Here is a 22,318-nt window from a genome sequence, read left to right on the forward strand (position 1 = left end):
GTGTCCACCGATGAAACAATTGAAAAGATTCAAAGGAACATCCCTCCATATATCAAGCACAAATACAGCATTCAAAGAAACCCTGAAAGAAGGAAGAAGAGTAAAAAAGAAGCTTGACCTAACAAAAGACAGAAATGTTAAAAGGAGACTCAAATGGATAGAGTATTACCACAAAACAGGCAACGCCAGAAAAACATGCAGATACTTTGGCATCAGTCCAACAACCTTCTACAAGTGGAAAAAAAGATACGACAAGTACGGGATAGAAGGACTCCAAGACAGAAACAAAAGACCTCATAAAGTAAGACAACCCCAAACAGAACCAGAAATAGAACACATCATCGTCACAATAAGGGAAAAATTCCCAACCTGGAGCAAAGAAAAGATAGCAGCCTTCATGGAAAGATACCTAAATGTAAAAATATCATCCTCTACAGTTTACAGGGTTCTCAAAAGACACGGACTAATAGAAAGAACCTGGAAACTAAAAAGTACCTACAAGAGGAAGAAACAGAAAGGGAAAAAGAACCGCACCAGAAAAGGACTAAGAGCAGACAAACCAGGAACAATCCTCATGGACGTTAAATACCTCTACTGGTGCGGTAAAACCTTTTACCAGTTCACGGCAATAGACAAGTTCACCCGAATAGCATTTGCCAAGGTTTATTCTACAAAAAGCAGCAGGAGCGGAAGAAGGTTTTTTGAAGAACTTGAAAAATTTCTTCCCTTCAAGATAGAGAAAGTTCAAACGGATAACGGGAGCGAATTTTTAGGGGAGTTAGACGAATATCTTAAAAGAAAAGGGATAGAACACTACTTTAGTTATCCGAAATCTCCCAAGACTAATGCGCATGTAGAAAGGTTTATTCAAACGACAGAAAGTGAACTATGGATGATAGAAGGAACAGAACCGACTGTTGATGAGATGAATAAAAAACTTTTTGAGTATTTAAAGATTTACAACTTTCTTAGACCCCATCACTCTTTAAATTACAAGACTCCCGCTGAGAAGTTTGAGGACTATATTAGAAGTCATCAAGGTGTCCACCATGTATTGAACTCGAACATTTATTTGAAGAGATGCTCATCAAGCTATAAATTTTTTGAAGTCTCTTCTTTAACTTATGAGGAAATGTAAGAAATGATAAAGAGATTACCTCCTGAGATAATTTCAAAAATTGCTTCTGGACAGATAGCTTCTTCTCCAATGAACGTTTTAAAAGAGCTGATAGAAAATGCAATTGATGCAAAAGCTACAGAAATCTTGATAAGAATAAAGGATCACTTTAACTTTAAAGTCACTGATAATGGAATAGGTATACCCTACAAAGAATTACCAACTGCTGTTGAAAGATTTACAACAAGTAAAATCAGCACAATCAGAGATTTATCACAAATAAATACTTACGGATTTAGAGGAGAAGCTCTATATGCAATTTCTCAAGTCTCTCATCTTACGATAAAATCACGATTTCAAGAAGAGTCTATTGGAGGAAAATTAGAAGTAAAAGGAGGAAAAATCCTTTCCCATTCTCCCATTTCCTTTTCTCGAGGAACTTCAGTTTTAGTAAGTTCTCTTTACTTCAATGTTCCAGTTAGAAAGAAATGTTTTGACTTAAGAGAAAAAAGAAATTTAAAAAAAATCGTTAAAACCTTTGCTCTTTGTAGACCTGAGATAACTTTTAAGCTTGATAATGAAGTTTTTTTTGCCTCTTCGTTAGAAGAAAGGATAAGACAAATTTTTGGAAAAGAAATTACCTTTGAAAAGGAACTATCCAAAAGATTCACTATTTTTTATCTAACAGAAAAAGAAGAAGGAAGGAGAAAAATAAGCTTTATCTTCGTTAATAAAAGACCTGTTTCTCTTCCAGAAGTTGAAAAAGTTCTAAGTGAGTTAAATATCAAAAATTACATACTGTTCATAAATGTAACACCAGAAGAAGTAGATGTTAATGTTACTCCTACCAAAGATAAAGTTATTTTAAGAGACTTCTCAATTTTAGAAGAAATGAAAAATTTACTAGCAAAGAAAGTTTTTCTTCCTACCTTCCCTGTTTTAAGAGAAAAAAAAGAAATTCACTATCAAACACCAATAGAGGTCTTGGGTAGTGATGGCACGATAATAGTTGCTCATGACAGTGAATACTTTTACTTTTTTGATCAGCATTTAATCCACGAAAGGGTAAACTATGAAGAATTAATAAGTCTACTCTTTTCAAAAAAAGTTCCATTGAAAAGAATTTTTCCTCCTATGGAAGTAGATTTTTCCGTTAAATTAACAGATAAACTTGAAAAATTTGGAATAGAGTATGAAAAAGTAGGAAAAACTATTTTTATTCATTCAATTCCAGAGATTTTAAGAGTTGAAGATATAAAGAAAATAATAAATGGAGAAACTCCTGAGTCTATAGCAGAAATCGCCTGTAAAAAAGCAATAAAAAGCGGATACAAACCCTTGAATTTTAATGATATAAAGGAACTTTTTGAAAAATACCTACTTTGCAAAAATAGGGAAACCTGTCCCCATGGAAGACCAATATACTACCGAATTAAAAAGAGCAAAATAATGAGAAAGGTAGGGAGAAATTAACTATCCAAAGCGTCCGGTTATGTAATCCTCTGTAAGCTGTTCCTTAGGTTTAACAAAGAGTTCTTCAGTCTTATTAAATTCTATGAGTTCACCTAAGTACATAAAGGCAGTATAATCTGAAACCCTAGCTGCTTGCTGCATATTGTGAGTTACTATTATTATAGTTAAACGGCCTCGAAAGCTAACAACCAATTCTTCTATCTTCCCTGTTGAAATAGGATCAAGTGCTGAAGTAGGTTCATCAAAAAGTAAAACTTCAGGTTCTACAGCTATAGCCCTTGCTATACAAAGCCTTTGTTGTTGACCTCCTGAAAGACCAGATGCAGGATCTTTCAACCTATCCTTAACTTCATCCCAGAGAGCTGCATCCTTTAGTGCTTTTTCTACTCTATCTTCAAGTTCACTTTTATTCTTTAGCCCTTTTAATCTTAAACCATAAGCAACATTATCAAAGATTGACATTGGGAAAGCTGTTGGTTTTTGAAAAACCATTCCAACTCGACTTCTTAGTCTTATTAGATCATAATCCTTATCAAGAATATTTTCTTCATCCAAAAGTATCCTTCCTTCATATCTATTACCAGGATAAAGATCATGCATTCTGTTAAAACATCTAAGTAATGTTGTTTTTCCACATCCGGAAGGACCTATCAGCGCCGTTATCCTTTTTTCTGGAACCTTAAAAGAGATATTTTTTAACGCATGTTTACTTCCATAGTAAAAGTTTAGATTTTCAACTATTAACTTCGGTTTTTCTTCTATTTGAACTATGTAAGCCATCGAGTAACTCCTCCACTATTTTTTGAACTTATAGTGAGCTATAACCCTTCCAAGAATATTTGCACTTAAAACACCAAAGGTGAGAATAATTGCAGCTGCCCAGGCAAGTTTCTGCCAGTAAGGATATGGACTCATTGCATAATCATACATAGTAACTGTAAGAGAAGCTATAGGCTGAGTCATATCAACAGTAAAGAAGTTATTGTTAAAGGAAGTAAAAAGGAGCGGTGCTGTTTCTCCTCCAATTCTTGCAACAGAGAGGATTATCCCAGTTATAACTCCCGTTATTGCTGCTCTATATACAATATCTTTTATTACCTTAAACTTTGTAGCTCCTAAGGCATATCCAGCCTCTCTAAGCTCAGGAGGAACCAGTCTTAACATATCATCTGTTGTTCTTAAAACAATCGGAATCATCATTATCGCAAGAGAAAGGGAACCTGCAATTCCCATAAAGTGACCAACAGGTTTTACCAAAATAGCGTAAATGAAAGTTCCAATTACTATTGAAGGAACGCTCATCATGATATCCGAAAGATCTCTAACAATATTAGCCAATCTACTATTTCTTCCGTACTCAGAAAGATAAGTCCCAGCAAGTATTCCTAAGGGAATTCCTATAATCGTTGCAACAAAAACTATTAAAGCCTGTCCGACTATAGCGTGTTTCAAACCGCCTGTTTCATCTCCTGGAGATGGAGGTTCTCCAATAAAAACTTCTAAAGATAACGTAGAAAATCCTTTATAAAGAAGTGTTCCAAGTATCCAAAAGAGCCACATAATACCAAACAAAGCTGCAGCCGTTGAGAGAACTAAAACTATGCTGTTTACTATCTTTCTTTTTGTAAACGCGTCCAACTTTTACCTCTCAACCTTTCTTAAGAATATAAATTTTCCGATAGCTATAATTAAAAAGCTCATAACAAAAAGAATAAGAGCAAGATAAAAGAGACTGGAAAGATATAAGTCTGTGTCTGCTTCTGTAAATTCGTTAGCAAGAGTAACTGTAATTGAAGTTGCAGGTTCTAACAAAGACTTAGGAATTACAGGTTGATTACCCATTACAAACGTAACTGCCATAGTTTCTCCTAATGCTCTTCCCAAAGAAAGGATAATACCCCCAATTACACCTAATTTAGTATAAGGAATTACAACATCTTTCATGACATCCCATTTAGTTGCACCAAGAGCGTATGCAGACTCTTTCAAAATAGGTGGTACCATATTAAAGGAATCTCTTGCAATTGCTGCAGTAAATGGAAGAATCATTATAGAAAGAACAATTGAAGCTGTTAAAAGACCTATTCCCGGAGTGTAGCCTGCAAACCATTCTCCAATTAACGGAAGCTTAGCAAGCGTTTGATGAATTATTGGTTGAACTTTGTCTCTCATGAAAGGCGCAAAGTAGAAAAGTCCCCACATACCGTAAATGATACTTGGAATTGCAGCTAAGAGCTCTATTGCAACTCCTACAGGAGTCCTTAAAAAGTAAGGAGAAATCTCTGTAAGAAATATAGCTATACCAATAGCAACAGGAACTGCAATTAAGATAGCTATTACAGTGCTTACTATAGAACCAAATATTGCAGGAGCTCCTCCAAACTTATCTAAGGGAGGGTTCCACGTAGTAGAGGTAATAAATTTCCATATCCCAAAAGTTTGAAGGGAAAGAGAGGATTCCTTGTAAAGGACTACAAAAAGGACTAATAGAATAGTTATTACGAGTAAAGTTGAAGCCAGAGCAACTTTTTCAAAAGTCCAATTTATTAGGTAACTTCTCTTCACCGCTACCTCTTAGGTTAGGTTGTAAAATTTCATTGGTAAGTATAGCTTTTTTTCTTGAAAAAGTGTTATCAAATTCTTAACAAAGAGAGGAAAAAATGGCAAATAAAGGAGATTTTGTCCATCTCCATCTTCACTCTCAGTATTCCCTTCTTGATGGTGCTATAAAGATAAAAGACTTAGTAAAAAAAGCCAAAGAGTACGGTATGTCTGCAGTTGCAGTTACAGATCACGGTAACATGTATGCTTCGTACGAACTTTATAAAGAGTGTACCGCTGAAGGAATTAAACCAATAATTGGACAGGAATTTTACATAGCTAAGGGATCAAGATTTGATAGAAAAAAGGGAAATGAAGGAGAAAAAGGAAGCTATCACCTAGTTCTTTTGGCAAAGAATGAAATAGGGTTAAAAAACCTTATGAAACTTAGTTCTATAGCTTTTTTAGAAGGTTTTTACTATAAACCCAGAATAGATAAAGAAGTTCTTGAAAAGTACAGCGAGGGATTAATTGCTCTATCAGCCTGTATACAGGGAGAAATTCCGGTTCTTTATCTTCAGGGAAAGGAAGAAGAAGCAAAAAATGTAGCAAAATGGTATAAAGAATTATTTGGAGACGATTTTTATTTAGAAATTCAGTATCACGGCATAAAAGAACAGGAAAAGGCAAATCAGTTTCTTATAAAACTTTCCAAGGAATTAGATATCGATTTAGTAGCCACGAATGATGCTCACTATCTTGAAAAAGAAGATTGGGAAGCCCACGATGTTCTTCTATGTCTTCAAACAGGAAAAAAGCTATCTGATGAAAATAGACTACGTTTTTCTACAAAGGAATTTTACTTTAAAGATGCTAATGAAATGCTTGAACTCTTTAAAGAAGTTCCTCATGCCGTTTTCAACACATTAAAGGTTGCGGAAAAAATTGATGTAAAAATAAAAAACACGGGATATCTACTTCCAAAATACGATGTACCACCAGATTATACCTATGAATCCTATCTTAGAGAGCTTGCTGAAAAAGGTCTTGAGAGACGATTTAAAGAATTAGGAATAACCAATGGCGAAATCAAACAAAAATACTATCAGAGATTGCAGCATGAACTAAAAATAATTTCAGATATGGGATTTCCAGGTTACTTTCTCATCGTTTGGGACTTTATCAACTGGGCAAAGAAGAATGGCATTCCTGTAGGACCTGGGAGAGGTTCAGCAGCAGGTTCATTAGTAGCCTATGCCATAGGTATTACCGATATAGATCCTTTAAGATTTAATCTTCTCTTTGAAAGGTTTCTCAATCCTGAAAGAGTAACAATGCCAGATATTGATGTTGACATTTGTCAGGAGGGAAGGGATAGAGTTATTCAATACGTTAGAGATAAGTACGGTGAAGATAAGGTCTGTCAGATAATTACTTTTGGAACTATGAAAACAAAAATGGTTGTAAGAGATGTTGGAAGAGTTTTAGGCATTCCTCCAAAAGAAGTAGATAAATTTGCAAAGCTCATACCAAATGACGCTAAGTCAATTGAGGATGCAATCGATAGAGCTCCAGAAATTAAAGAGTTAGCTCAAGAAAATGAAACAATTTCAAAACTTTTAAAAATAGCCTCTAAACTCCAAGGACTTGCAAGACAAACAGGTGTTCACGCTGCAGGCGTTGTTATCGCACCAGATACTCTTACAAAGTATATCCCCTTAGCCAAAAGTAAAGACGGAGATATAACAACCCAGTACGACATGGGACAGATTGAATCTCTTGGTCTTTTAAAGATGGACTTTTTAGGTCTAAAAACTTTAACGATTATTGATAAAACAATAAAGTTGATTAAAGAAAGACATGGAATTGAAATAGACACGAGAAAAATACCTCTTGATGATGAAAAGACGTTTAAGCTCCTTCAGGAAGGAAACACCGTTGGGGTTTTCCAGCTTGAATCTCAAGGAATGAGAAATTTGATGAGAAGACTTAAACCCTCTGTTTTTGAGGACATTATTGCTCTTGTTGCTCTTTACCGCCCCGGACCATTAAACTCTGGAATGGCAGAAAGCTACATAAGAAGAAAACACGGTCTTGAACCGGTTGATTACATATTTCCTGAACTTGAACCTTACCTTAAGGAAACCTACGGTCTTTTCATCTATCAGGAACAGATAATGCAAATTGCAAACGTTCTTGCCGGCTACTCGCTTGGAGAAGCTGATATTTTGCGTCGTGCAATGGGTAAGAAAAAGAAAGATGTTATGGAAGAACAAAGAAACATCTTCATTACAAGGGCTGTTGAACGAGGTTATCCAAGAGAAAAGGTTGAAAAACTCTTTGACGATATAGCTAAATTTGCAGAATACGGCTTTAACAAGTCTCACTCTGCTGCCTATGGCTTTCTTGCTTACGTAACCGCATATCTAAAAGCTCATTATCCAAAAGAGCTTATGACAACAATGCTTTCGATAGATTATGATAAGACTGACGAAATTGTAAAACTAATAAAAGATTGCAGAGAAAATGGTATTCCTGTATTTCCACCTGATGTTAATAAAAGCGATGCTCTTTTCTCAATTGAAGGCAAAGGAATACGTTTTGGGCTTGCTGGAATTAAGGGTGTTGGAGAAAAAGCTGCACAACATATAGTTAAAATAAGGAAAGAAAATGGAGAGTTTAAAGATCTTTACGATTTTTGTGAGAGAGTAGATCTAAAACAAGTAAACAAAAAAGTAATAGAATCCTTAATAAAAGCAGGAGCTTTTGACTCAACAGGTATTTCAAGAGCGGCAAATCTTGAAGTTCTAGATAACGCAATGTCTGTTGCTCAAAGTCTTCAGAAAACAAAAAGCAAAGGATTAATGAACCTTTTTGATAACGAAACAAAAATCGTAAATAAAGAATTTCCAAAGGTTAGGGAATGGCCCGATAGAATTAAGCTAGAATACGAAAGACAGGCAATAGGCTTTTACCTTTCAGGTCATCCTCTTCTTGAGTATAAAGATATTGTTCAGTTTAGTTTCGATTTAACATCTGAAAAAGATAGCTGGAAAGACGGTCAAGAAGTGAAGTTGGCAGGTGCAATAACTGAAGTAACAACCAAGAGAACCCAGAGAGGAGATCTGTGGGCAACAGTTGAAATTTCAGATCTTGAAGGAACTGTTTCTATTCTTGTCTTTCCAAACTTGTACAGAGAAAAAATGGAACAAATAACAGAAGGAAATGTTGTTGTTATTGAAGGAAGCGTGAGAGAAGAAGAGGAATCAAAAACTATAATAGCTAAAGATATCTTGCCTCTTAACGATGAAATAGTAAAAAATATAAGAAACATTACAATAAAAATTTATGATGAGGAGATAAAAGATGAGTTTCTCTATAAACTTAAGGAATTCATAGAGAAAAATCGAAATGGTAAAGGCAAACCTGTTATTATTGAAGCGAAATTAAAAGATTGTTTTGTAAAATTGCAACTTCATCCTGATTACTCTTTGCCTATTGAGCCTGAAGTTTTAAAAGAACTTCAAAGGTTGCTTCCTAAGGAGAGAATAACTATTTGCTGAGGTGGAAAATGTCTATTCTGTTTGAATTTGAGAAAAAGGTTGATAGATTAAGAAAGAAAATAGAGGAATTAAAATCTATGGGAAGATTCGAACAACCGGTGATAGAAGAAATTGAAAAAAAGTTTCAGAAGAAAATACAGGAGTTTTATGAAAGTCTTACTCCCTGGGATAAAGTTCAAATCGCCCGACATCCTGATAGACCTCATGCTATTGACTACATAAACAATGTGTTTACAGATTTTATTGAACTCCATGGAGATAGACATTACGGAGATGGAAAAGCAATAGTTGCCGGATTTGCAAAGTTTGAAGGAATACCAGTTTGCATTATAGGACAGGAAAAAGGTAGAGATACAAAAGAAAAGATAGCAAGAAACTTTGGAATGCCAGTTCCTGAAGATTACAGGAAAGCGTTAAGAGTTATGAAGTTAGCTGAAAAACTAGGAAAACCAATAGTAACTCTTGTCGATACTCCAGGAGCATTTCCTGGAATAGAAGCTGAAGAACACGGACAATCAGAGGCAATAGCTAAGAACCTTTTTGAAATGGTAAAACTGAGGGTTCCTGTAATCAGCGTTGTTATTGGAGAAGGAGGTTCAGGTGGGGCTTTAGCAATAAGTGTAGCCAATAAATTGCTAATGCTTGAAAATGCCATCTATTCTGTTATATCTCCGGAAGGCTGTGCAGCTATCTTATGGCAATCCCAAGATAAAGTAAAAGAAGCTGCGGAGGCTCTTAAGCTTACTTCAAAAGATCTTCTAAAACTCGGAGCCATAGACGGAATTATTCCAGAGCCAATAGAGGGAGCTCATAGAGACTACGAAACTACTTTTAAAAACTTTAAAGAACATGTACTAAAAGCTTTAAATGAACTTTTGAAAATGACTCCTCAAGAGCTTGTAAAACAGAGATACGAAAAATTTAGAAAAATTGCTGGGTAGCTAATTACGAATATTTCAAAATGAAATGAGATGAAAATACTTTTAGTGGAAGATGAGAAACTATTGGCAAATACTTTAAAGAAAGGTTTAGAAGAAGAAGGATATATTGTGGATGTAGCATACGATGGAGAAGAAGGTTTTTTCTTAGGTAGATGTTATGGTTACGATGTTATTATCTTAGATGTGATGCTTCCTAAGTTAGATGGAATGGAGCTCTTGTTAAAATTGAGAGAAGAGGGAGTTAAAACTCCCATTTTAATGCTAACAGCAAAAGATTCTGTAGAAGATAAAGTAAAAGGTTTAGATAGTGGAGCTGACGATTATCTAACAAAACCTTTTTCTTATGATGAACTTCTTGCACGGATAAGAGCTCTACTTCGGAGAAAATCTGAATCCAAAACTTCATTCATCAAAATAAAAGACTTAGAAATCGATTTAAACAAAAAGATTGTAAAAAGAGCTGGAAATGAAATAAAACTTACAAAGAAAGAATTTAAAGCTTTAACATTACTTGCTTTAAATAAAAACAGAGTAATTAGTAAAGAATTTCTTATAGATAGTCTCTACTCTACAGATAGATTTGTAAGTATTAATGCTATAGAAGTTTTAATCAATAGATTAAGAAAGAAAATAGATAAAGACTATCCTCTAAAGCTAATACATACTATTAAAGGATTTGGATATATGATAAAAGATGATTAAAAAAGAGTCCTTCAAAGGAAGAATTATTCTTTTTTCTATTTTAATTATGAGCTTTTTAGTAGTTTTTCTAAGTATTGCTTCTGCATTTTTATTAAAAGAAATAAGTTTACATATTACAGAAGATTCCCTAAAAGCAGAATCTCAAGAGATACTAAACGATTTAATAGATGAAAATGACGGTGAAGAATGTAAATTACCCGATGTCAGGATTTCTAACATTTGTATATCTGAAGAAACACTTAAAACATATAATCCTAAAAATAAAGAATCAGTATTAGTATTAGTTAAAGATAACAAAGTAATTTATAGTTCTTTGCCAGAATTTCCTAAAAACATAAGCTTTCAGTCACCTACATTCCAATTAAAACTAAAAAACAATGATTATCTCTTTTCTACAGTAAAAGTTGAAAATAGTGCTATTCCAGGGGTTTCCTTAATTCTAGGAAGAAATGTTTCTGATTTAAAAAAGACTCTTAACGTGTTTGTCCTTAGCATAAGTCTACTTGGAATAGGAGTAACGTTCCTTGGAGGATTAATAATCTATCGAAAATTAAACTCAGAATTTAAATATTTAGAAGACCTTATCCTAAAGATAGAATCAATTTCTGAAAAAAACTTTGGGAATTATAAAATTAACTGTGGACATCAATGTCCACAAGAATTTAAATTTTTAGCTAAGACTTTTAACAACTTAATGAATAGAATCTTTCGACTTGTAGAAAATCAAAAAAATTTTTTATCAAATGCTGCTCATGAGCTTAAAACTCCATTAACGGTAATACTATCTCAAGTGGAAATAGCCCTCAGAAGAGAGAGAAAACAAAAGGAATATAGGGAAATTTTAGAGAATATTAAAGAAGAAATTTCTCAAATGACAGATACTGTAAAGAAGCTACTTATTCTTTCTAGAATAGAACTTGATAAACAAAAAATTTCCTTTCAAGAAGTTGATTTAAAGGAAGTAATAAAAAAATCGATAAATCTTGTAACTCCTCTGGCAGAAAAAGAAAATATAAAAGTAAGCTTTAAGTTGCAGGAAGATAAATCTCTTAAAATTAAGGGTGATAAAACACTTCTCATTCAGCTCTTTGTAAATATTCTTGAAAATGCAATAAAATACAATATATACGGGGGAAGTGTTAATATTGATGTAAAAAATACAGAACAGGAATTAAGAGTTAGTATCTCTGATACTGGTGTAGGAATTCCTGAAAAAGAAATTAATAGAGTCTTTGAAAAGTTCTACACAGTAAAAGAGTGCGATTTAAAGGAACCAGGAACAGGTATAGGTTTATCAATCGTTAAAGAAATAGCAGAGCTCCATCGTGCTTCTCTTAAAATTGAAAGTAAACTCAACAAAGGAACAACTATATACATTGCTTTTAAGAAAAATTTGTAAGGCATCTGTAAGGTTGAAATATTAACTCTTTTTTAAAGAAATTTTTAAGGAGATAGTTTATGAGAGGGTTCTTTATCTTCGTTTTATGGTTTAGTTACGTAGTAAACGCTTTTGCTGGTAGTTCTTCAAATTTATTAAAGACCTATAAAAAAGATGTTTTCTATACAGTTAAAGGGTTAAAAGCTAACAAGAACTCGCTATTAACATTTGGAGGTCTCCTTGGATTTAGTTTCTTTTTAGATAAGGGAACAAGAACGTATGTTTTGAATCACCAGAATACAACGTTGAAAAATACCGCAGACTTTACAAATTATTTTGGAAGTGGATATATTCTCTTTCCTGCAGTAACTGCTCTTGGCACATGGGGATTTTTGAATAATAACTACAAACTCTTAGAAGCCTCTGTTACCTCTTTTGAATCTGGATTAACAGCTGGACTACTAACAATAGGTATTAAGATAGCTGTTGGTAGAAAAAGACCTTACGGTACTGATAATCCATTTAGATTTAAGCCATTTAAAAAAGACACTTTATTTCATTCCTTTCCTTCTGGGCATACTGTAATGGCATGGTCGATGATTACACCTTATGCTGTTTACTATAAACAACCACTTCTTTATCTAATTCCTCTATCTGTTAACTTTGCACGTGTCTATAAGAATAAACACTGGCTATCAGATACAGTTATGTCTTCTGGTATAGGTCTTGCAGTTGGTTATTTCTTTTCCAAAAGACATTTAAACAAAAAAATAGTACTACTGCCTAGTAAAAACAACTTAATGGTAGGGGTAAGATTTTGAAAAAGAAATGGATTATTGCATTAATACTTATTTTAAGTTATCAAAATACTAAAGGTGAAGAAATTGTTGAATTATTTAAACAAGCAGAGAAAAATCTACTTTTAAGTAAAAAGTTTTCTCTCAATCAAGAGTATTATGATCAGCTTAACAAAGTCTTAAAAAAGAATAGATTTTTAAATCTAAATTCTCAGATTTCTTATTCAAGGATAGATACAAAACTTACACATCCATATAATTTTTCTTTAATAGCTATATCAGACGACATTGATCTTTTCAATAAAACACAATACGATGTAAGAATAAATGAAATTCAGAAAGAAAAGTCAAATGTTCTTGTTAAAAAAGATAAACAGTTACTCTTTAAAAATATATTAAGTTTATATACATCTCTTTTGATGTACAACGAATTACTTAAGCTACAAGAGGAGAGGATTATTTGGATAAGAAAAAACTTAAGATTTACTCAAAAAGCTATTAGTCGTGGTATTTTTCCAAGTATAGAATCAAGTAAATGGGAATCACAACTTCTAAAAGAAAAAGAAAAACTTGTAAATTACAAAGGAAATATAAATATTATCGAAAAAAATCTTAAAACTTTGTGTGGGATTAAAGAAGTTAAATTAGAAAAAGTCAAGTTACCTAATAAATTAGAAAATCTGCAGTCTTTAAAGGCTAAAGTCTTACACAACAATCCAGACTTACAGCTATTAGAATTGGATAAAAAGATTTTAAAAACAACCTACCTCAAGGAAAAGAATTATTGGCTTCCCACTCTTTCTATTTTTTCTGAATATCAGATCAATAAAGATCCAACAGGAAATGGAAATCAGTACTCTATAGGAGCATCTTTAAATTTTAAAGTGTTTAATAATGGAAAGAAGTATAAATTACTGAGTATAAAAACAAAGGAAAAAACTTTAAATATACTTAAACACCAAGAAAAGATACGGCTAATCCAAAAGATCAATTCTTTATATAACTCTGTTTCTTCAGGGCTAAAAAGTCTTAGTTTACTTAAAAAAAGGTGTAGAGCTCTAAAAGACATTCTTGATAAGTACGAAAAAGCGTATGAAATGAAACTTTGTGATTTCACAATACTTGACAATTATTATAAAGAATACGTATCAGCAAAAGAATCTTATATAAAAACGAAATATAGAATCTACCTTAAATATCAGCTATTAAAACATCTATCAAAAGGAGATATTTACAGATGAAAAAGCTTTTATACGCACTGGTCTTTATATTTATTATGTCAAGTAAGCTTTACGCTTTTGATTTTGATGACGACGAAATTCCACATATAGTAAAGAAAACAAGAGTACCAGTAAAAGTTTTTAAACCTATAGAAAAAATTTCAGATATAACTGTGGAAGTTCCTGGACAAATAGATTTAAGTAATGTTTGTGCTATTACCTCAAAAACAGAAGGATACATTACAACATATGTAGGAAAAGGAGATTCTGTAAAAAAAGGAAAAGTAATTGCTGAGATCCAAAATGAAATTTTAAAAACAAAGGTACTTTCCTTAAAAAATAAAATAAGTCTTGTAAAAGGAGAGCTCTTAAACTTTAATAAAAAATTAAAAAATTACCAAGAGTTATTTCAATTAGGATTAATATCTAAAAACGATTTAGTTAATCTAAAAAATACTATTTTGAATAAAAAAATAGAACTTGAGAATTTACAGCATCAACTCAGAATACTTCAGTTTCAAGAAAATTACTCTAAGATAATATCTCCGTGTAATGGATATGTTTTAGAAATAGTTCCTAACAAAGGATACATCAAAATTGGTACACAAATAGCAAAAGTCTATAATTTCCAAAAAACTTATTTATCCTTATATCTTCCAATTGAGTATCTCTCCGAAATAAAAACAAATAAAAAATTAAAAGTAAGAATTCTTAAGAAATGGTATATAGGAAAAATTAAAGAGGTTATTCCTATTACCAACGGAAACTTAGTAGAAGTTAAGGTTTCAGGTATTAACAGTCTATCTCTTCCTTTAAACTATAAGTTTACTGCTAAGATTTCTATAAAAAAACTAAAAGGACTTGTAGTTCCCAAAGAAGCTATAGTCATAAAGGACAATAAGCCCATCTTGTTTATAGTGAAAAACAATAAAGCAATAATGAAACAAATAAATGTTTTAAAAGATTTAGGTAATGAAGTATTAGTAACAGGAAATTTATCATCCAAAGACCTTATAGTTATTTCTAATTCTTACCGGCTTCAAAATGGAACAGAGGTAACAATAAGATGAAAGGAGAAAAAATCTTTTTATTCATATTACAAAGAAAGTTTGCTATTTCACTAACCCTCTTAATACTATCTCTTGTTGGTTATTTAGTATCAAAAGATATACCAAGAGGTGTTTTCCCTAACGTTTTTTTCCCAAGAATTGAGGTAACTATTGAAAATGGCTTTGTTCCCGTAGAGCAAATGCTTTCAGAAGTTACTAAACCAGCAGAAGAATCTCTAAAAACGGTTCAAGATGCAGAAAAGATAGTTTCCAAAACTTCAGTTGGTTCAACGGAAATAAACATATACTTTGACTGGAAAATAAATCCATATTTGGCCTATCAACTTGTTCAGGCAAGAGTTGCAGAACTAAAAAACAGATTACCTTCAACTGCTAATGTAGTAGTAAGACAAGCAACTCCAAGTATTTATCCAATAGCGATATACGCTATATGTTCCAATTCTTTGCCACGAGATAAATTAACAGAAATTCTTTATTATCAACTTAAACCCCTCTTTCTTTCTATTAAAGGAGTTTATGACATAGAAATAAAGGCACCTGAATGGGAAGAATATCACGTAATTGTTGATTTAAAAAAACTTGCAAACTACAACATAGATATCGGTAAAGTAGTATCAATTTTAAGAGAACAAACTAAAATCAAATTCCTTGGAAAATTAGATTCTCCCCATAAACAATATATTATTTCTTTGTATCAAAAGTCTAAAGACATATACAAACTCTTAAAAATTAAAATTCCTGTTTCAAACAGCAAATTCATTAGTCTTTCCGATATAGCTATAATCGTTAAATCTCATACTCCTGTAAAGTCAATTTCTGCATTTTCAGGGTACAAAAACGCTGTTGTATTTAATCTTCTTCGTCAACCAAACGCTAACTCAGTAGAAGTAGTAAAAAACGTTGATGAACTCTTAGGAAAGATAAATGCTTCATTAAAAAAGCAAGGAATAATAATTAAAAAATCTTATGATTCTACTCTCTTTATAGAAGAAGCCATTAAAAGCGTAAGAGATGCTATACTACTTGGAAGTGTAATTGCTGTTTTTATCATATACCTGTTCCTACGAAAAGTTAAACTTTCTTTGGCTACTTTACTCACAATTCCTGTAATTTTTTTCATAACGATAATTGGAATTAAGATTACTAAGCTGGACTTTAATCTTTTTTCTCTTGGTGGACTAGCAGCTGCTATAGGCGGACTAATTGATCACATAATCATAGTAACAGAGAACATAGAAAGACACTTACGAAAAGGAAAAGATAAGTTAACTGCTGTAATTGAAGGCTCAAAAGAGATAATTCCCATAATGACCGTTGCAACTCTTATTTCAATCATTGTTTTTATTCCGTTGCTTTTAGTTTCTGGAATTGTAGGAGTTTTCTTTAAACAGTTAGCTTTGGTATTGGTTGCAACATACATAATATCCCAAATTTTAGCTATATTTTTTGTTCCTATAGTAGCTTATATTCTTTTACCTCAAAAAGAAGAGAAAAAAGTTGACTTGATAGAAAGACTTAAAGAAAAGTATGCCAACTTTTTAAGAAGAGCTCTCAAATACGATTATCTTTCGGTTCCTTTAATTATCATAGGTATATTAACGACTTTTGTTCTTTACAAAGCATTACCTTCAACATTTTTACCTAAATGGGATGAAGGAAATCTCGTAGTAGATTTTTCATTTTCTCCAGGAACTTCTTTAGAAGAAGCTTACAAAGAAGCCATGGAAATAGGAAAAATAATAAATAGTATTCCTGAAGTAGAAAACTGGACACTAAGAATAGGAACTTCCTTAGGACACATTGTTACTCAACCAAGTAAAGGAGATTTTCTTGTTGTCTTAAAAAGTAATAGAAAACGTAGTATTTTCCAGATTAAAGAAGAACTCAGAGCAAAGGTTCTTTCCCGCTTTCCAAACTTACAGGAATTTGATTTACCCCAAGTATTGGAAGATAGATTAGGAGATATAATGGGAGCAGAAGCTCCTATTTCCATCATCCTTTACGGTTCCGATCCAGAGAAACTTATAAAAACCGGTCAGTATCTTCGAGATATATTAAGGAAACAACCACTTTTAGAAGAAGTAAATCTCAAAACTAACTATGTTTCTCCTTCAATCCAAATAAGTGTTAAACCAGATGCAGAAGCTCTCTATGGAATAACAGTTAATGATATATATAACCAACTGTACAGTATCTACTGGGGAAAAGTAATAGGAAATATTATGCAAGGAGAAAAAATAATTAATATTCGTCTTTTATCTTCTCAGAAAAAAAGTTTTTTTGAAATTCAAAAATTAAAGGTTTATTCTCCTAAATTAGGAAAATTAATCCCTATTTCTTATGTAGTAGATATTTCTTTTAAAGATAAAGTACCAGAAATAACACATTACAATCTTTCCCCAGTTTCTGTAATAACTTTAAGATTCAAAGGAAACAATATGTCTAAAGCTGTTGAAATAATCCAAAAAGTTATAAAAGAGGCTAAAATTTCTTCTAGTATTTCTCCCGTTATTTCTGGATTTTACAAAGAACAACAAAAATCATTTAAAGAAATGCTTTTTGTAATAATCCTATCGATAGTTATCATACTAACTGCTCTAATGTTTCAGTTTGGAGATTTCAAAATATCTATTTCTACTTTATTGGCACTCATTTTGACACTTATAGGGGTTTTTATGGCTTTGCTTTTAACAGCAAAACCGCTTGATATTACAGCTTTCATGGGAATGCTAATAGTTCTCAGTATTGCCATTAACAACAACATATTAATCTTTGACTTTTACAAGATGAGTGAAAAAAATCACCTTTCAGAAACAGAAAAAATTGTAGCTGCTACATCTACAAGATTTAGACCTATAATGATGACCATGCTATCTAACTCTTTTGCTATGCTTCCAATAGCATTGACTATTGGAAGTGGTACCCAAATACTTCAAGATATGGCAATAGCAATTATTGGAGGATTATTGTTTGCAATTTTTGTTAATTTATGGATTATCCCTATGTTCTTCCACTTTATAAAGAAAAAAGCAATCTAAGTTAAATTAAGCCCCCTCATTTTGACTATTTAATTTGGGGGCGCAAAAATTTAAATTAGTTTAGCTATTAAAAGAGAAATAACTTCTTCAGGATCTCTTTCTCTTAAGAGCTCCTTAGCTACTTTTCTAATTTTTTCTGAAACTTTACCAACGTCGGCAGAAAGGAGGTCTTGTTTAAGATCTCTTAAATCATTTGCTTTAAATTTTTCTGGCTTAATGTGCTTCAATCCCTTTATCCTGTAAATTCTCCTTTTTTCATTATCTGCGACCAAACTGATTGCAGTTCCTTCTCTACCAGCTCTTCCAGTTCTTCCGATTCTGTGAACATAGCTTTCAGGATTTTCTGGAAGTTCATAGTTTATGACTAATCCTACGTCTTTGATATCAATACCTCTTGCCGCAACATCGGTTGCCACGAGGGTCTTTACTTTACCCTCCTTAAAGGCTTTCATCACATTTTCTCTCTGTCTTTGAGAAAGATCCCCATGAATTGCTCTGGCATTGATACTTCTTTTTTGGAGCTCCTTCTCTATCTCTGCAGCATCTCTTTTTGTTTTAACAAAAACAATTGTAGAGGTTCCTTGATGTTCTTTTAAAAGCTTTTCTAAAGCCTTTAACTTATCTTCGCTTTTAACAAAAATAATCCTCTGATGAACCTTTGGAGTTATTAGATTTTTTCCAACTTTAATGGTTTTATAACCTGACTTAAGATAGTTGTCTATAAGCTTTCTAATTTCGTAAGGCATAGTTGCAGAAAATAATAAAGTCTGTTTTTCTCTAGGTGTCTTAGAAAGGATTTCTTCAATATCTTCTATAAATCCCATATCAAGCATCTGATCAGCTTCATCTAAAACAGCAAATCTTACCCTATCAAGCTTTAAAAGTCCTCTACTTATTAAGTCTTTTACTCTTCCGGGAGTTCCGACAACTATCTGATTTCTTCCTCTTTTTAGAATATTTGCTTGTCTCTCAATAGAAACGCCCCCATAAATCGGATATGCAGAAACTCCTTTATTCTTTCCTATAAGAGAAAGTTCATGAGCTACCTGTATTGCTAATTCTCTTGTAGGAGTAAGAACTATTGCTTTAACACCTCTTTCTCGCGAATTTATGTTTTCTATTATAGGGATACCAAAGGCTGCAGTTTTCCCTGTTCCTGTTTGGGCTTGTCCTACAATGTCGTATCCTTCAAGAGCAAGAGGAATCGCTTCTTTCTGAATAGGAGTAGGACTCTCAAATCCCATTTCTTCCAAAGACTTTTGAACTTTTAAATCAAGTTGATTGAACGTAAATTCCATTTTTTCTCCCTTCTTAATAAAAATTGCCACGACTCACGCCGCCGTTTCAGACGTAAGCCGTGGCAACTGATTTTAATTAAGTTTAATTTTTAATTAAACTCTCTCAACATCAACAGCTTTCAAACCTTTGTTGCTTTCAGTGATGTTAAAAGAAACTCTTTCGCCCTCTTCAAGAGTCCTGAAACCTGTACCTGCAATTCCTGTGTAGTGAACAAATACATCCTGTCCGTTGTCGGCTGTTATAAAGCCGTATCCTTTCTTTGAATCAAACCACTTAACTGTTCCAACAAGCTTCTCCATGTGTCTTACCTCTCCTTAAATTCATCTTAAAGTAAAAAAGCCCTGAAGGCAGAAACGGCATGCCTTCAGGGCTTTCGTATTTCCGGTACTGCCTTCTTTAAAGAATTTAACTCTAATTTAAACCTTATTTAACATTTGTCAAGGCTCTGTTCGAGTTCAATACATGGTGGACACCTTGATGACTTCTAATATAGTCCTCAAACTTCTCAGCGGGAGTCTTGTAATTTAAAGAGTGATGGGGTCTAAGAAAGTTGTAAATCTTTAAATACTCAAAAAGTTTTTTATTCATCTCATCAACAGTCGGTTCTGTTCCTTCTATCATCCATAGTTCACTTTCTGTCGTTTGAATAAACCTTTCTACATGCGCATTAGTCTTGGGAGATTTCGGATAACTAAAGTATGTTCTATCCCTTTTCTTTTAAGATATTCGTCTAACTCCCCTAAAAATTCGCTCCCGTTATCCGTTTGAACTTTCTCTATCTTGAAGGGAAGAAATTTTTCAAGTTCTTCAAAAAACCTTCTTCCGCTCCTGCTGCTTTTTGTAGAATAAACCTTGGCAAATGCTATTCGGGTGAACTTGTCTATTGCCGTGAACTGGTAAAAGGTTTTACCGCACCAGTAGAGGTATTTAACGTCCATGAGGATTGTTCCTGGTTTGTCTGCTCTTAGTCCTTTTCTGGTGCGGTTCTTTTTCCCTTTCTGTTTCTTCCTCTTGTAGGTACTTTTTAGTTTCCAGGTTCTTTCTATTAGTCCGTGTCTTTTGAGAACCCTGTAAACTGTAGAGGATGATATTTTTACATTTAGGTATCTTTCCATGAAGGCTGCTATCTTTTCTTTGCTCCAGGTTGGGAATTTTTCCCTTATTGTGACGATGATGTGTTCTATTTCAGGTTCTGTTTGGGGTTGTCTTACTTTATGAGGTCTTTTGTTTCTGTCTTGGAGTCCTTCTATCCCGTACTTGTCGTATCTTTTTTTCCACTTGTAGAAGGTTGTTGGACTGATGCCAAAGTATCTGCATGTTTTTCTGGCGTTGCCTGTTTTGTGGTAATACTCTATCCATTTGAGTCTCCTTTTAACATTTCTGTCTTTTGTTAGGTCAAGTTTCTTTTTTACTCTTCTTCCTTCTTTCAGGGTTTCTTTGAATGCTGTATTTGTGCTTGATATATGGAGGGATGTTCCTTTGAATCTTTTCAATTGTTTCATCGGTGGACACCTCCTTCTGGGATTCAAAGGTTATTTTAGGGTGTCCACCTTCTATCTGAACTTCAACAATAATCGTTAGAAATACAAATCTTTAATGAAGAGAGGAAGTCACAAAATTGAAATCTGAATTTAATCCCCTATTATTTTATAGGGTAACTTCGTTGATTTACAAACTAACGTTTTAAGGGTATATGAATTGAATTTTCCTGATTTTGAATTTCATATAAGAGGAAAACGGATTCTAAAAGAGCGAAAGAAAGCTTTCTACCTTTCGCTACTTTTTCCAGGACTTGGACAGTTATACCAAAGACGTTGGATTTCAGGACTTGCTTTTTTGTTGATATTTCTTTTTCCTTTTTACTATCTCTACTTAATAGGCTTTAAACTCAACTATGGTTCAGTGACCCTCATTTTATCTCAGTTTTTTCTTTATATTTTGCAACTTCTTGATGCAAAAAGAGGAACTAAAAGAGAAACATCTCCATGCGAAGATTTCTGTCCTACAAACGTTAATATTCCAACCTTTATGAGCTATTGCGAATCGGGAGATTTCAAGAAAGCTTTTGGTTCCTTTATGACGCGAGCTCCATTTCCTTTTACTCTTGGAGAAATTTGTCCAGCCCAGTGCGAAACAAAGTGTGGCACTCTTCCAGAAAGACCATTAAAAATAAGAGAAGTTCATAAAGAGTTTGGAAAAAAAGTTCTTGAAGAAATAGAGATAATAGAGAGAGAACCTGTATTCCCAATTATCAACAAAAAGGTTGCAGTTGTGGGCGGAGGAGCTGCTGGATTAACAGTAGCTTACTATCTTGCTTCTGCGGGTATAAAAGTTGATATCTTTGAAAAGGAAAGTGAGCTTGGAGGACTCTTACATGTAATTCCCGATTTTAAACTTAACAAAGTTCTTCTAAGAAAGGAAATTGAATTTCTAACTTCATTTAAAAATATTAAAGTATTTCTTAACACTAAAGTTAACTCAAGGCTAAAAAATTATGATTTTGTCGTTATTGCAACGGGAGCACAGAAAGAGAAAAAGTTAGATATTCCTACAAAGGGAAATCCAAAAATTCTTTATCCTCTCTCTTTTTTAAAGAATCCCCCGAAACTAAAAGGAAAGAAAGTTGTAGTCATTGGAGCTGGAGATACTGCCTTTGACGTTGCAAGACTTACGATAAAAAAAGAAGGAGAAGCTTTTGTCTTTTATAGAGGAAACGCTACTGAGATTAAAGCTCAACAAAGAGAAATAAATGCTGCCATAAGGGAAGGAGTGAAAATATATACAAACTGTCAACCTATATTAGTAGAGAACAAGAAAGTAAAGTTCTCTTGTGGAGAAGTTTACTTTGATTACTTAGTTCCTGCAATAGGTTTTGAAAAAGATAAGGAAATTTTTAAAGTATTTGGCGTTTCGGGAAAAAAACTTTTTGAGAACGGAGTTTTTGTAGTTGGAGATTCGTTGAGCGGTGTTTCCTCAGTGGTCAATGCGGTTAGAGATGGAAGAATTGCCGCTTATGAAATCTTAAAGAAACTAGGTTTATGGGAAAGAGCATGGTTTACTGTTGACTTTTATCATCCAAAGCCAGAAAAAACTTCTGGAGAAAATTTGTTTATTATTTCTGAGAGCTCTCTCTGCCAACACTGTGGCAAAAAAGTTGAAAGCTAACAAGGAGGTCTTCG

16 protein-coding genes and 1 pseudogene are annotated in these 22,318 nt (G+C 33.1%); 11 read left to right on the plus strand and 6 right to left on the minus strand.

Annotated elements, in window-relative coordinates; translation table 11 throughout:
- Positions 1 to 10: 10 nt before the first annotated feature.
- The gene (locus tag DESTER_RS05855) at positions 11 to 1,138 is read left to right on the plus strand and encodes an IS481 family transposase (RefSeq protein WP_013638730.1); all 1,128 of its coding nucleotides are present in this window, start codon (positions 11 to 13) and stop codon (positions 1,136 to 1,138) included.
- Positions 1,139 to 1,141: 3 nt separating this feature from the next.
- Positions 1,142 to 2,590 carry a DNA mismatch repair endonuclease MutL gene (gene mutL, locus DESTER_RS05860; RefSeq protein ID WP_013638731.1) on the plus strand — a complete coding sequence of 483 codons (1,449 nt, stop codon included), beginning with the start codon at positions 1,142 to 1,144 and terminating at the stop codon, positions 2,588 to 2,590.
- On the opposite strand, the gene pstB is transcribed toward mutL, so the two are convergent.
- Genes pstB through pstC form a run of 3 tightly spaced genes read right to left on the minus strand, consistent with a single transcriptional unit; the run spans position 2,591 to position 5,155 of the window.
- Positions 2,591 to 3,370, minus strand: coding sequence for a phosphate ABC transporter ATP-binding protein PstB (gene pstB / locus DESTER_RS05865; RefSeq protein WP_013638732.1), 780 nt, complete (start codon positions 3,368 to 3,370; stop codon positions 2,591 to 2,593). It lies immediately after the preceding gene.
- Between the two features lie 15 nt (positions 3,371 to 3,385).
- Positions 3,386 to 4,228 (minus strand): phosphate ABC transporter permease PstA, encoded by an 843-nt coding sequence (pstA, locus tag DESTER_RS05870; protein WP_013638733.1) that lies wholly within the window; start codon positions 4,226 to 4,228, stop codon positions 3,386 to 3,388.
- 3 nt (positions 4,229 to 4,231) lie between these two features.
- On the minus strand, positions 4,232 to 5,155 hold the full coding sequence (gene pstC, locus DESTER_RS05875) for a phosphate ABC transporter permease subunit PstC (RefSeq protein ID WP_013638734.1): 924 nt from the start codon (positions 5,153 to 5,155) through the stop codon (positions 4,232 to 4,234).
- A 95-nt stretch (positions 5,156 to 5,250) separates the two neighbouring features.
- Between pstC and dnaE the strand changes: the two genes are divergently transcribed.
- From dnaE to DESTER_RS05915, 8 genes are read left to right on the plus strand one after another with little or no spacing between them, the layout of a single operon-like run.
- Positions 5,251 to 8,694 (plus strand): DNA polymerase III subunit alpha, encoded by a 3,444-nt coding sequence (gene dnaE, locus DESTER_RS05880; RefSeq protein ID WP_013638735.1) that lies wholly within the window; start codon positions 5,251 to 5,253, stop codon positions 8,692 to 8,694.
- Positions 8,695 to 8,702: 8 nt separating this feature from the next.
- Entirely contained in the window at positions 8,703 to 9,635 is a 933-nt protein-coding gene (locus DESTER_RS05885) for an acetyl-CoA carboxylase carboxyltransferase subunit alpha (protein ID WP_013638736.1), read from the plus strand.
- A gap of 30 nt (positions 9,636 to 9,665) precedes the next feature.
- Complete coding sequence (locus tag DESTER_RS05890) at positions 9,666 to 10,337, plus strand: response regulator transcription factor (RefSeq protein WP_013638737.1); 672 nt, start codon at positions 9,666 to 9,668, stop codon at positions 10,335 to 10,337.
- On the plus strand, positions 10,330 to 11,736 hold the full coding sequence (locus DESTER_RS05895) for a sensor histidine kinase (protein ID WP_013638738.1): 1,407 nt from the start codon (positions 10,330 to 10,332) through the stop codon (positions 11,734 to 11,736). The genes DESTER_RS05890 and DESTER_RS05895 overlap by 8 nt, the downstream gene beginning before the upstream one ends.
- Positions 11,737 to 11,795: 59 nt before the next feature.
- Positions 11,796 to 12,536, plus strand: coding sequence for a phosphatase PAP2 family protein (locus DESTER_RS08090; RefSeq protein ID WP_013638739.1), 741 nt, complete (start codon positions 11,796 to 11,798; stop codon positions 12,534 to 12,536).
- Positions 12,533 to 13,753, plus strand: a complete 1,221-nt coding sequence (locus DESTER_RS05905) for a TolC family protein (RefSeq protein WP_013638740.1) — start codon at positions 12,533 to 12,535, stop codon at positions 13,751 to 13,753. The genes DESTER_RS08090 and DESTER_RS05905 overlap by 4 nt, the downstream gene beginning before the upstream one ends.
- On the plus strand, positions 13,750 to 14,802 hold the full coding sequence (locus DESTER_RS05910; RefSeq protein WP_013638741.1) for an efflux RND transporter periplasmic adaptor subunit: 1,053 nt from the start codon (positions 13,750 to 13,752) through the stop codon (positions 14,800 to 14,802). The genes DESTER_RS05905 and DESTER_RS05910 overlap by 4 nt, the downstream gene beginning before the upstream one ends.
- A complete protein-coding gene (locus DESTER_RS05915) occupies positions 14,799 to 17,840 on the plus strand; it encodes an efflux RND transporter permease subunit (RefSeq protein WP_013638742.1) in 3,042 nt (1,013 codons plus the stop codon). The genes DESTER_RS05910 and DESTER_RS05915 overlap by 4 nt, the downstream gene beginning before the upstream one ends.
- Positions 17,841 to 17,890: 50 nt before the next feature.
- Here DESTER_RS05915 and DESTER_RS05920 read toward each other — a convergent pair whose 3' ends face one another.
- The 3 genes and pseudogenes from DESTER_RS05920 to DESTER_RS05930 all read right to left on the minus strand — a co-directional run bounded on the left by DESTER_RS05920 (position 17,891) and on the right by DESTER_RS05930 (position 20,641).
- Entirely contained in the window at positions 17,891 to 19,138 is a 1,248-nt protein-coding gene (locus DESTER_RS05920) for a DEAD/DEAH box helicase (protein WP_041737468.1), read from the minus strand.
- Positions 19,139 to 19,231: 93 nt separating this feature from the next.
- A complete protein-coding gene (locus tag DESTER_RS05925; protein WP_013638744.1) occupies positions 19,232 to 19,438 on the minus strand; it encodes a cold-shock protein in 207 nt (68 codons plus the stop codon).
- A 124-nt stretch (positions 19,439 to 19,562) separates the two neighbouring features.
- Positions 19,563 to 20,641, minus strand: a pseudogene (locus DESTER_RS05930) (IS481 family transposase).
- Positions 20,642 to 20,837: 196 nt separating this feature from the next.
- On the opposite strand from DESTER_RS05930, the gene DESTER_RS05935 reads away from it, so the two are divergent.
- On the plus strand, positions 20,838 to 22,304 hold the full coding sequence (locus DESTER_RS05935) for an FAD-dependent oxidoreductase (protein ID WP_013638745.1): 1,467 nt from the start codon (positions 20,838 to 20,840) through the stop codon (positions 22,302 to 22,304).
- Positions 22,305 to 22,318: the final 14 nt, after the last annotated feature.

It is taken from the genome of Desulfurobacterium thermolithotrophum DSM 11699 (genome assembly GCF_000191045.1).
In the GTDB taxonomy this organism is placed as follows: Bacteria; Aquificota; Aquificia; order Desulfurobacteriales; family Desulfurobacteriaceae; genus Desulfurobacterium; species Desulfurobacterium thermolithotrophum.